This is a genomic window from Vibrio sp. S9_S30, assembly GCF_014694455.1.
Taxonomy (GTDB): domain Bacteria; phylum Pseudomonadota; class Gammaproteobacteria; order Enterobacterales; family Vibrionaceae; genus Vibrio.
In genome coordinates this window covers 148,924-161,148 of record NZ_JAAUWT010000001.1, presented here as the reverse complement: position 1 = coordinate 161,148, position 12,225 = coordinate 148,924, and the positions used below count along the sequence as shown (strand labels likewise).

At 45.8% G+C, this 12,225-nt stretch carries 7 protein-coding genes and 1 tRNA gene; 3 read left to right on the top strand and 5 right to left on the bottom strand.

The genetic code is table 11. The features are described from left to right. Positions 1–116 precede the first annotated feature (116 nt). From HC752_RS00750 to pepA, 3 genes are all read right to left on the bottom strand, one after another. The gene (locus HC752_RS00750; RefSeq protein ID WP_190333173.1) at positions 117–2,990 is read right to left on the bottom strand and encodes a valine--tRNA ligase; all 2,874 of its coding nucleotides are present in this window, start codon (positions 2,988–2,990) and stop codon (positions 117–119) included. A 106-nt stretch (positions 2,991–3,096) separates the two neighbouring features. Further along, positions 3,097–3,546 carry a DNA polymerase III subunit chi gene (locus HC752_RS00745; RefSeq protein WP_190333172.1) on the bottom strand — a complete coding sequence of 150 codons (450 nt, stop codon included), beginning with the start codon at positions 3,544–3,546 and terminating at the stop codon, positions 3,097–3,099. A 95-nt stretch (positions 3,547–3,641) separates the two neighbouring features. After that, a complete protein-coding gene (pepA, locus tag HC752_RS00740) occupies positions 3,642–5,153 on the bottom strand; it encodes a leucyl aminopeptidase (protein WP_190333171.1) in 1,512 nt (503 codons plus the stop codon). Positions 5,154–5,344: 191 nt separating this feature from the next. On the opposite strand from pepA, the gene lptF reads away from it, so the two are divergent. Further along, a complete protein-coding gene (lptF, locus tag HC752_RS00735) occupies positions 5,345–6,442 on the top strand; it encodes an LPS export ABC transporter permease LptF (protein WP_190333170.1) in 1,098 nt (365 codons plus the stop codon). A gap of 3 nt (positions 6,443–6,445) precedes the next feature. Beyond that, the gene (lptG, locus tag HC752_RS00730; protein WP_190333169.1) at positions 6,446–7,516 is read left to right on the top strand and encodes an LPS export ABC transporter permease LptG; all 1,071 of its coding nucleotides are present in this window, start codon (positions 6,446–6,448) and stop codon (positions 7,514–7,516) included. 76 nt (positions 7,517–7,592) lie between these two features. On the opposite strand, the gene HC752_RS00725 is transcribed toward lptG, so the two are convergent. Next, a complete protein-coding gene (locus HC752_RS00725) occupies positions 7,593–8,063 on the bottom strand; it encodes an RDD family protein (protein WP_190333168.1) in 471 nt (156 codons plus the stop codon). Between the two features lie 193 nt (positions 8,064–8,256). On the opposite strand from HC752_RS00725, the gene HC752_RS00720 reads away from it, so the two are divergent. Continuing rightward, positions 8,257–8,341: transfer RNA gene (locus tag HC752_RS00720), tRNA-Leu, on the top strand. 635 nt (positions 8,342–8,976) lie between these two features. On the opposite strand, the gene carB is transcribed toward HC752_RS00720, so the two are convergent. After that, complete coding sequence (carB, locus tag HC752_RS00715; protein ID WP_190333167.1) at positions 8,977–12,210, bottom strand: carbamoyl-phosphate synthase large subunit; 3,234 nt, start codon at positions 12,208–12,210, stop codon at positions 8,977–8,979. Between the last annotated feature and the right edge of the window lie 15 nt (positions 12,211–12,225).

Below are 12,225 nucleotides of genomic sequence, written 5' to 3'. Positions count from 1 at the left end.
TGTTCTGTAATACACAGAGGCGATAAACCGCTATTTGAATGAAAAATCCGGTTATCAAAGATAACCGGATTTTGGGTTTCCATGTCTCTCACCCAAGCAGGTGAAGGCATTGCACGTTAAAGCGCAGCAATCGTCGCTTTTTGCTCTTCAAGCTTCACCAAAGTGTCTTGGTAACCTTCTAGCTTCTCACGCTCTTTAGCAATAACGGCTTCCGGTGCTTTTGCAACGAACCCTTCATTACCCAGTTTGCCTTCAATGCGCTTGATTTCACCGTGCGTTTTCGCCACTTCTTTCTCAATACGAGCCAGCTCTGCATCTTTGTCTATCAGACCTGCCATTGGGATCATCAGCTCGGATTTACCAACCAATTTAGTCGCACAAGCTGGAGTTACTTCACCGTCAGCTAATACTTTAATGTCATCTAGTTTCGCTAGAGAATTCAGTACGATCTGATTCGCTTCGATACGAGCCGCGTCTTTTTCATCAGCCACTTTAACCATTACTGATAAGCCTTTGCTTGGTGCAATGTCGTATTCCGCACGCAAGTTACGAATAGCAGTAATGAACGTTTTCACCCATTCAATGTCTCCGACGATCTCAGCATTAAAATTAGCTTCATTAAACTGAGGAAGGGCTTGAGTCATGATGGTCTCTCCTTCAACACCATCGACTAACGGCTTCACGCTCTGCCAGATAGATTCCGTGATGTAAGGAAGAACAGGGTGAGCTAGACGCAATGTCTTCTCTAGAACCGTGATCAGCGTGTAACGCGTCGCTTGCTGTTGAGCTTCCGTTCCTTTCCAAAGCACAGGCTTAGTCAGCTCTAAGTACCAATCACAGAATTGGTTCCAGATAAACTCGTACAGTGTGTTTGCTGCCATGTCCAGACGGTAGTTATTCAGATGAGCATTAAACTCTTTCGCGGCGACTTCAAATTGAGATTCAATCCACTTATCAGCCAATGAGAATTCCATGTTTGCACGGTCTTCAACGGACAAAGACATACCACAATCATGATCTTCTGTGTTCATGAGTACGTAACGGCTTGCGTTCCATAGCTTGTTACAGAAGTTACGGTAACCCTCAAGGCGCTTCATATCCCAGTTGATGTCACGCCCTGTCGACGCCATCGCCGCAAGAGTGAAACGCAATGCATCTGTACCGTAGGGTTCGATGCCGTTTTCAAATGTCTTGCGCGTGTTTTTCTCGATTTTAGCGGCAAGCTTAGGCTGCATCATGTTACCGCAGCGCTTCTCAACCAAAGACTCTAAGTCGATACCATCAATCATATCGATTGGGTCAAGTGCGTTGCCCTTCGATTTAGACATCTTGTCGCCGTTTTCATCACGGATAAGCCCCGTCATGTAAACGGTTTTGAAAGGTACTTGAGGTTTGCCTTCTTCGTCTTTTACGAAGTGCATGGTCATCATGATCATACGTGCAACCCAGAAGAAGATGATATCAAAACCTGATACCAGTACTTCAGATGGGTGGAACGTTTTCAGAGCCTCAGTGTCTTCAGGCCAGCCTTGCGTACCAAACGTCCACAGTGCAGATGAGAACCACGTATCCAAAACGTCGTCGTCTTGCTTAAGTACAACAACGGGCGCTAGGTTGTTCTTTTCACGCACTTCCTCTTCAGTGCGACCTACGTAAACTTTGCCGTCGTTGTCGTACCATGCTGGGATACGATGCCCCCACCAAAGTTGACGAGAGATACACCAATCTTGCACATCACGCATCCACGCGAAATACATATTTTCGTATTGCTTAGGCACGAATTGAATCTGACCATCTTCAACGGCTTTAACGGCTGGTTCTGCAAGCGGTGCTGTGCGCACGTACCATTGGTCAGTCAACATAGGTTCAATCACGACACCACCACGATCGCCGTAAGGTACGGTTAGGTCATGGTCTTTAATTTCGTCGAGTAGACCTAGCTCTTCAAATTCAGCCACAATCGCTTTACGCGCAGCAAAGCGCTCCATGCCATGGTATTTCTCAGGAAGCTCTGAAGAGTACACATCACTTGCTTCACCATTCGTGGTAAACACTTCTGCCGCCTCACGAATGTCTCCGTTGAAGGTCAGCATGTTGATCATTGGAAGCGCGTGGCGTTTACCCACTTCGTAGTCATTAAAGTCATGAGCAGGTGTGATCTTTACACAACCTGTCCCTTTTTCCATGTCTGCGTGCTCATCACCAACAATAGGGATCAAGCGATTGACGATTGGAAGTAAGATTTCTTTACCGATAAGATCTTTGTAGCGCGGATCTTCTGGGTTCACCGCAACACCAGTATCGCCAAGCATGGTTTCTGGACGAGTGGTCGCAACGACGATGTAATCTTTGCCATCAGCCGTTTTAACACCGTTCGCTAGCGGGTAGCGGAAGTGCCACATGAAACCTTTTTTGTCTTTGTTTTCAACTTCAAGATCAGAGATTGCCGTGTGCAGTTTTGGATCCCAGTTTACTAGGCGCTTACCACGGTAGATTAGGTCTTCTTCATACAGGCGAACGAATACTTCTTGAGTCGCGGCAGATAAGCCGTCATCCATCGTGAAGCGCTCACGCTCCCAGTCGACCGATGCACCAAGTCGACGAAGTTGCTGGGTGATCGTGCCACCCGATTCATTTTTCCATTCCCAGATCTTGTCAATAAACGCATCGCGTCCGTAGTCGTGCTTAGTTTTGCCTTCTTCAGCGGCGATCTTGCGCTCAACGACCATTTGGGTTGCGATACCCGCGTGATCAGTACCGACCTGCCAAAGGGTGTTTTTGCCCTTCATACGCTCTGCACGAATCAAAGTATCCATAATGGTATCTTGGAATGCGTGGCCCATATGCAGGCTACCCGTGACATTCGGCGGTGGGATCATGATGCTGTATGATTCTTTGGTCGTGTCACCGTGTGGCTTGAAGTAGCCTTTCTCTTCCCAAGCTTGATACAAAGCCTGTTCAATAGATGTTGGGTTATATGTCTTTTCCATAGTGCTCTTAAATGGATACGTTTACGGGTTAATCTTGGTCAAACTCTATAATTGAAAACTCTCAGTACGATTTGTACTTGCGAAATTTCTTAACTATAAGGTTTGACTAAGGATGTTGAATCTCGATAGTTTCCAGCTGATATCCAGCTTGGCGGTAAATTTTATACCTTTCTCGAGCTTGTTGCTTAGCTTTTTCTTCGCAGGGAACGAAGTCTACCACTTGACCAAAGGTTGGAGCAAAAGTTGTCTCATCATTCGCCATATTTATAACGATCTGTCTGTTCCATGCTGGCTTCACATTGGAGTAGCCAATTTCGATACCCGTTCCTGATTTGGGACCTTCCCCCACCAAGTTATGGGCAACAAATGTGTCAGGCTCCGCTTGCCAAAACAGTTCCGCGACCGCTTCTGCACACTTTTGACTTTCAGCGTTAACGTACACTTTCGCACCCTGCTTGGCAAAATGGTGGGCAAGAAAAACAACATACGCATGAAAGCCCAGTTCTTCAGACTGAGGGCTGTTTTCTTTGATCAGATAAAATGTTGCCGTTGCCATCAGGTATTACAACTCAGTTACAAAGCCAAAATTCGTTAAAAAGAAAAGCCAGTTAAAAAGAAAGAGCCTGTCGGCCCTTTCAAAAATGTGAAGATTTACTCTTCAGTATCCTGGCCACTTCGGTTAAGAAGGAATTGGACCAGCATTGAGACAGGGCGACCTGTAGAGCCTTTATCTTTCCCACCCGATTTCCAAGCCGTACCTGCGATATCTAGGTGCGCCCAATTGTATTTCTTAGTAAAGCGCGATAAGAAACAACCCGCTGTAATTGTACCTGCTGATTTACCACCAATATTAGCCATATCAGCAAACGGACTCGCAATTTGCTCTTGGTACTCTTCACCCATTGGCAAACGCCATGCGCGATCGCCCGCTTGCTCAGATGCATTAATCAGTTCATGAGAAAGTGGGTTATGGTTCGAAATCACACCGCTGATGTGGTGACCCAATGCGACAACACATGCACCAGTTAATGTCGCTACGTCAATAACACACTCAGGCTCAAAACGTTCTACATAAGTTAATACATCACAAAGAACTAAGCGACCTTCGGCATCCGTGTTTAATACTTCAACCGTTTGGCCTGACATCGTTGTTAAGATGTCACCAGGACGATAAGCATTACTGCCTGGCATGTTCTCACAGCCCGCTAGAATCCCCACTACATTAATTGGAAGATTCAATTTAGCCAGAGCCTTCATCGTACCGAATACCGATGCTGCACCACACATGTCGTACTTCATTTCATCCATGCCCGCTCCCGGCTTCAACGAAATACCACCGGAATCAAACGTCAACCCCTTACCTATTAATACAATGGGCTTGGTTTCAGAATCTGGTGCACCTTTGTATTCCATGATGGACATGAGAGATTCGTTGTGAGAACCACGACCAACCGCCAAGTAAGATGTCATACCCAACTTTTCCATCTCTTGCTCGCCAATGATCTTGGTCGATACCGTTTCGTGCTCGTCGGCTAATCGACGAGCTTGAGAAGCAAGATAAGCAGGATTCGCAACATTAGGAGGCATATTGCCTAAATCTTTCGACGCTTTTACGCCGGAAGCAACGGCTAAACCATGACAGATAGCCTTCTCCCCTATGTTCAACTCACGACGAGTTGGCACATTGAATACAAGCTTACGCAAAGGGCGACGAGTTTCTGGTTTCGTGCTTTTGAATTGATCAAACGTGTACAAACCATCTTTTGTTGACTCGACTGCTTGACGAACTTTCCAATAAGTATCTCGTCCTTTAACGTGCAATTCTGTTAGGAAGCAGACGGCTTCCATTGAGCCTGTCTCATTAAGTGTGCTGATGGTTTTCTGAATAATTTCTTTGTATTGGCGCTCGCCAAGCTCACGCTCTTTACCACAGCCTACAAGTAGAACGCGCTCAGATAGAACACCAGGTACTTGGTGCAGAAGTAGCATCTGCCCTGGTTTACCTTCCAAGTCACCACGTCGTAATAGTGAACTGATGTAGCCATCACTAATTTTATCGAGCTGCTCCGCTACTGGAGAAAGACGGCGAGGCTCAAAAACACCGACAACGATACATGCGCTGCGCTGCTTCTCAGGGCTGCCACTTTTTACACTGAACTCCATGCGTACTCCTACATCCTGAAGACAAACTGAACTAAATGTTAGATAATGCACACTTAGAATAAAATATTCACGTTGGAATGCTAAGCCCATTATGTTGACTAACAATTAGCCAAAGATTTAAAAATAAAAGATTCAACGAGAAATTATAGTGATTCAATTAAAAAAACAAGTTTTCTATAGGTGATTTCAGCGTGATTATTGTTAGATATTTGATCCGCGAGACAATCAAGACTCAATTTGCGGTATTTTTAGTCCTGTTTTTGATCTTTCTTAGCCAAGAATTCATTCGAGTACTGTCTAACGCCTCTGATGGCGATGTGCCTGCACGTTTGATCTTAACACTGGTCGGCTTAAACATGCCCACGATGGGTATGTTTATGCTCCCTTTAAGTTTATATCTTGGCATATTGCTCACTTTCGGGCGGTTGTACGCTGAAAGTGAAATTACCGTAATGAATGCAACCGGAATCGGGAACAAATTCTTGATTCAGGCAGCACTGAGCTTGGCGATCATTACAGGGGCTTTAGCGGCGTTTAATTCATTGTGGTTATCTTCTTGGAGTCAACAGAAAATCACCCAAATATTCTCTGAAATTGAATCGGACAACAGCATAGATTTACTGCAAAAAGGGCAATTTCAAGCTTCTCCTGACGGATCCGCTGTCGTTTTTGTCGATGAGATTGAAAAGAAAGAATTAAAGAATGTTTTTATTGCACAGGTACTACCAAGAGGTTCTATCCGACCTAGTGTCATGTTTGCGGACACAGGAAAGATGCAAGAATTGTCTGATGGTCGTCAAGTTCTTACCCTGTATGATGGCAAAAGATACGAAGGTATCCCAACTCGCCTCGATTACATGATTACCGATTACAAAGAGTATGAAGCTCTAATAGGGCAACGAGCAGCGACACAACGTTCATTGAGCTTAATGGCGACGCCAACACTCGATCTCATCAACTCAGACGACAAACGTGACCAAGCTGAGCTCCAATGGCGAATTTCTCTTATCGTTTGTATTCCACTACTCACGATGATTGTTATCCCACTTTCCGCAGTGAACCCCCGCCAGGGTCGCTTTGCGAAAATGGCACCGGCGGTACTTATCTATCTCACCTACTTCTTGCTACTGAGTTCCGGCAAATCCGCAATTGAAGAAGGCAGTTTACCCGCTTCCATTGGGTTATGGTTCATCAATGGTGTCGCTCTTCTTTTGGGTATCTTGCTCAATAGTATGGACAGCACCTTCTTGCGGCAGTTAAAAGACAATTTCAAAAGAAAGGTGGCGTAAAGCGTGTTTAAGATCCTCGATTGGTACATTGGTCGAACAATAATCTCGACGACCGCTTTAACTCTGACGACGTTGGTCGGTCTATCCGCCATCATCAAATATGTTGAACAGCTGAGAGCGGTTGGCGAAGGCAGCTACGATGCATTACTCGCTTTTTACTATGTCATGCTGGCTCTACCGCGCGATGTGGAATTGTTTTTCCCAATGGCCGTATTGCTCGGCGCATTAATTGGGCTTGGGATGTTAGCGGCAAGTTCCGAGCTAGTAGTGATGCAAGCGTCTGGTTACTCCAAGCTAGACATTGGCTTTTCAGTATTGAAAACGGCCATTCCTATCATGATTATCGTTATGATGCTTGGCGAATGGGGCGCACCCGCTACTCAAAAAATGGCACGAGAACTCCGTACATTTGCAGTATCCGGAGGCAACATTGTGTCTGTCCGAAGCGGTGTCTGGGCGAAAGATGGCAGCAACTTCATTTATGTGGGTCGTGTAAATGGGGAGAGATTGCAAGGTGTAAACATTTGGTTCTTTGATGAAGATAAGAAGCTCGCCTATAGCATGTTTGCGGAAGAAGCGGACTACGTGTCGGAAAGAACATGGCAAGTAAAAAATGTCGTTAAAACCGAATTTAAAAATGACGTTGAAATATCCAAGCAAAAAATCGACATTCAGGAATGGACAACCACCTTAACCCCAGACAAGCTAGCAGTCGTAACGGTTCAGCCGGAAGAGTTACCGCTCACCGAGCTTTGGAGCTACGTAACCTACCTAAAAGATTCGGAGCAAGATGCAAGCCGCTACGATTTGGCCTTTTGGCGTAAAGCAACTCAGCCAATCTCTGTCGGCGTCATGATGTTTGTCGCCATGTCTTTTGTTTTTGGACCACTTCGCAGCGTAACCATGGGAGCGAGAATCCTTTCCGGTGTTATTGCAGGGTTTGGTTTCTACATATTCGCAGAAACCTTCAGTAACGCCAGCTTGCTCTACAATCTCCCAGCCCCTGTGGGCGCGCTTATGCCTAGTGTGGTATTCATGAGTATCGCCATCTTATTGATGCGGCGAAAAGTGTAAGCATCAGCCAAAATAATAAACAACAAAAAAGGAGGGGCTACCTCCTTTTCTGTTGTTTTGGTTAGTTTGATTTTGGTTAATTCGCTTTAGGCAACACAACCACTTGGGTTTTCGCCCAAATATCATGAAAAGCACGTTTCTTGGGATCAAATGGTACGGTCAGATTAGCCAAGCCAAAACCGGATGTTGCAACTCGGATTAATGCTTGAGTCACAGTAATAGAGGAGCCATCCTCATTTTGCACACGTAACTTCCACGCCCGCATTCCTAAGGTTTGCCCCGCTCTCGTCCAAAAGAAAACAATAAACCCAACCCACACTGCCGCGAGATACCCCGTATACAGGACACTCCAAACTGGATGATTGGTTAACAAGTCGCTTGCATCAACGTAGCTTCCGTAATCCATTAAACCTGCCGCGTTGAAAGCAAACAGAATCGCAATCACTAATCCCCCAGCCATCATTTCTATGGCAAGTATAATAAGGGCGTCATACATCAATGCGCCTAGCCTTCGAAGCAATCCTGCAGGGTTCGTTTGTAAAGACATAACTCTCACATGGGTAATCGTTGGAAAGCGACAGAATATAAACTAGTACCAGAATTTGGAAGTGACTTAGCGCACAGCACGAGTACTTATGATGAAATAATCACCAAACGAATGGTTTTTAAAGATTTAACTCTTGCACCTGCTTAAGTCATCCGTATAATGCCAATCATCGAAAGGGCAATAGCCCAAAGATGCCGGTGTGGTGAAATTGGTATACACGACGGATTCAAAATCCGTTGCCTTCGGGCGTGGCGGTTCAAGTCCGCCCACCGGTACCATTATTTAGAAAGGTCGCTATTTATAGCGACCTTTCGTCGTATTGGGATCTCAACAAATTCGACATAACCTAAAAGAAATTAGTCCAATCAATCCATCGGCAGCATTCGGTCGCTCAACAAACAAAAGCTGCCTATTACTCGCATTCCTATGACCATAGAACGAACCAGCGACAAAAGATGAAGGTAGGGTTGTAGCTTTCTAGCAAAACGGTTCTCTGTCAGATCTGATATATACTTGATGGGCAGCAGAGGCGGATACTTTTCAACATAAGCTTTTAAGTGATGAATGCGTAGATCCCAACCCAAGAGTTCGCTTCGATTCCAACTCCACAATCAACGCATTTTATTTGTCTGGTTTCAACTGGCGTAGCGAACATCATCGTCTCTTTCTAGCCCCCCTCATTGACTCTCATGAACGGATTCAGGAAACCTCTCCAAAAATGGAGATGAGCGCGCCTTCTTTGGCATGAAAACGCCAGGTTGTGACTGATTATGTTTGACGATGCTATCTTATCACTTACGATTGTTTTTGTTTCTAGTCCCCCACTCATTCGCAATGACATATAAAAGTAAATGTACAAAAAAACCCGCTCAGTGAGCGGGTCAGATTTGTTTATTAGAAACTGATAATTATGCTATGCCTTTAAACTTTCTCTCACTTTCGCATGCAGCTCCTGAACAGACGTGACGCTTGTTTTCGCGTTGGCTGTATGCGCCATACAAGTAGCAAACGCAGCGTTTAACGTGGTTGTGTAGTTTACTTTCTCTGCAAGAGCACCGCGACGCAGTACTTTCGAATCCTCAATCGCCTGACGGCCTGCAGCGGTATTCACGATGTAGGTGTACTCGTTGTTCTTGATACGATCAAGAATGTGAGGACGACCTTCGTGTACCTTGTTGACTAAGCGAGGATTGATGCCCGCTTCACCAAGGATAACCGCTGTACCGTGCGTCGCATCTAACTGGTAGCCAAGCTTAGAAAGCTTGGAGGCTAAATCAACGACACGCTCCTTGTCACCTTCTCGAACAGAAAGAAGTGCGCGACCACCTTCTGGGTAAATATTGCCACAACCCAATTCCGCTTTCGAGTATGCTTCTGCAAACGTTGCGCCTACCCCCATCACTTCACCAGTAGAGCGCATTTCTGGACCTAATAATGGGTCTACGCCTGGGAATTTATTGAATGGAAGAACGACCTCTTTCACTGAGTAGTATGGTGGGATGATTTCTTTGGTAAAACCTTGAGATTCTAAAGATTGTCCCGCCATGACACGAGCAGCAATCTTAGCGATTGGCGCACCAGTGGCTTTCGATACGAATGGAACTGTACGTGCTGCACGAGGGTTAACCTCGATGAGGTACACTTCATTATTCTTAACCGCAAACTGCGTGTTCATTAGACCACGAACACCCAGTTCAAACGCGAGCTTTTCAACTTGCTCACGCATCACGTCTTGGATTTCTTGGCTTAGCGTGTATGCAGGAAGAGAACATGCTGAATCACCTGAGTGAACGCCTGCTTGTTCAATGTGCTCCATGATACCACCGATAACAACGCGCTCTCCATCACAGATCGCATCAATATCCACTTCGACCGCGTCATCTAGGAAGCTATCAAGCAGCACTGGAGATTCGTTTGATACGCTGACTGCCTCGTTGAAGTAGCGACGTAAGTCTTGCTCGTCGTATACGATTTCCATCGCACGACCGCCCAGTACGTAAGAGGGGCGCACAACTAATGGGAAGCCAATTTCACGAGATTTCTCTACCGCTTGCTCCATTGTTGTTACGGTTGCATTCTGTGGCTGCAAAAGACCAAGACGGTCAACCGCAACTTGGAAACGCTCACGGTCTTCAGCTCGATCGATTGCATCTGGGCTTGTCCCTATGATCGGTACACCCGCCGCTTCTAAAGCACGAGCCAATTTCAGCGGCGTTTGACCACCATACTGAACAATCACACCTTTGGGCTTTTCAACACGAACGATTGAGAGTACGTCTTCCAGTGTTACTGGTTCAAAGTACAGACGATCAGAAGTATCGTAATCTGTCGAAACCGTCTCAGGGTTACAGTTCACCATGATAGTTTCGTAGCCATCTTCACGTAGCGCTAGTGAGGCGTGAACACAACAGTAATCGAACTCAATACCTTGACCAATACGGTTGGGACCGCCACCCAAGATCATGATTTTGTCTTTATCTGTTGGGTTCGCTTCACACTCGTCATCGTAAGATGAGTACATGTAAGCCGTATCTGAAGAGAACTCAGCTGCACACGTATCAACACGTTTGTACACAGGGTGAATGTCATACTGGTCACGTAGACGACGAATCTCGCTTTCAGAGACGCCCAGCAAGCTCGATAGACGCGCATCAGAGAAACCTTTGCGCTTCATTTTGCTTAGCACTTCTTGAGTAAGACCAGCAAAGCCGCCCACTTTCACTTCGTTCTCGAGTTTCACAAGTTCTTCAATTTGAACCAAGAACCAGCGATCGATTTGAGTGAGATTAAATACACCATCAACTGACAACCCTGCACGGAATGCATCGGCAATGTACCAGATTCGCTCTGCGCCCGCTTCTTTCAGCTCATGACGGATTTTAGACAATGCATCGGGAGCGTCTAAATCAACCATTTCATCGAAACCATTTGCTCCGACTTCTAAGCCACGCAGTGCTTTTTGTAGAGATTCTTGCTGGTTACGACCAATCGCCATAACTTCACCGACTGATTTCATTTGAGTTGTCAGACGGTCATTTGCTCCTGCAAATTTTTCAAAGTTGAAACGAGGAATTTTAGTAACAACGTAGTCAATGGTTGGCTCGAATGAAGCGGGAGTGGTACCACCTGTAATATCATTCATTAGCTCGTCAAGCGTAAAGCCTACCGCAAGCTTCGCGGCAATCTTCGCAATAGGGAAACCTGTTGCTTTAGACGCAAGAGCAGAAGAGCGAGATACACGAGGGTTCATCTCGATGATAACCATACGACCATCTTTCGGGTTGATACCAAACTGTACGTTCGAACCGCCTGTTTCGACACCAATTTCACGCAGTACGGCGAGTGAAGCGTTACGCATGAGTTGGTATTCTTTGTCTGTTAGCGTTTGAGCTGGAGCCACGGTGATTGAGTCACCCGTGTGAATCCCCATTGGATCGAAGTTTTCGATTGCACATACGATGATGCAGTTGTCAGCTTTGTCGCGAACAACTTCCATTTCGTATTCTTTCCAACCAATTAGAGATTCGTCGATAAGAAGCTCATTGGTTGGAGACAGATCCAGACCACGGCGGCAAATCTCTTCAAACTCTTCCTTGTTGTATGCGATACCACCGCCAGTGCCACCCATAGTGAACGATGGACGAATGATGCAAGGGAAGCCAACCATGTCTAAAACTTTGTAAGCTTCTTCCATGCTTTTTGCCGTATCAGCAGTAGGGCACTCAAGACCAATGGCTTTCATCGCCTTATCGAAACGTGAACGGTCCTCTGCTTTATCAATCGCATCCGCCGTGGCACCAATCATCTCGACGCCAAACTCTTCAAGAACGCCGTGCTTTTCTAAATCTAACGCACAGTTCAATGCCGTTTGACCGCCCATGGTAGGTAGAACCGCATCAGGTCTTTCTTTAGCAATGATATTACGAACAACTTCCCATTGAATTGGCTCGATGTAGGTTGCATCTGCCATTTCTGGGTCTGTCATGATGGTTGCAGGGTTCGAGTTAACCAAAATAACTCGATAGCCTTCTTCACGAAGTGCTTTACATGCTTGAGCACCAGAGTAGTCAAACTCACATGCCTGACCGATAACGATCGGACCAGCGCCCAGAATAAGAATACTTTGTATGTCAGTACGTTTTGGCATTTTCTCTCTACTCCA

What these genes read in the sequence shown, in the direction of transcription:
- HC752_RS00745 (WP_190333172.1), bottom strand. Translation starts at nt 3,546, where the DNA reads ATGGCAACGGCAACATTTTATCTGATCAAAGAAAACAGCCCTCAGTCT.
- HC752_RS00725 (WP_190333168.1), bottom strand. Translation starts at nt 8,063, where the DNA reads ATGTCTTTACAAACGAACCCTGCAGGATTGCTTCGAAGGCTAGGCGCA.
- HC752_RS00750 (WP_190333173.1), bottom strand. Translation starts at nt 2,990, where the DNA reads ATGGAAAAGACATATAACCCAACATCTATTGAACAGGCTTTGTATCAA.
- pepA (WP_190333171.1), bottom strand. Translation starts at nt 5,153, where the DNA reads ATGGAGTTCAGTGTAAAAAGTGGCAGCCCTGAGAAGCAGCGCAGCGCA.
- carB (WP_190333167.1), bottom strand. Translation starts at nt 12,210, where the DNA reads ATGCCAAAACGTACTGACATACAAAGTATTCTTATTCTGGGCGCTGGT.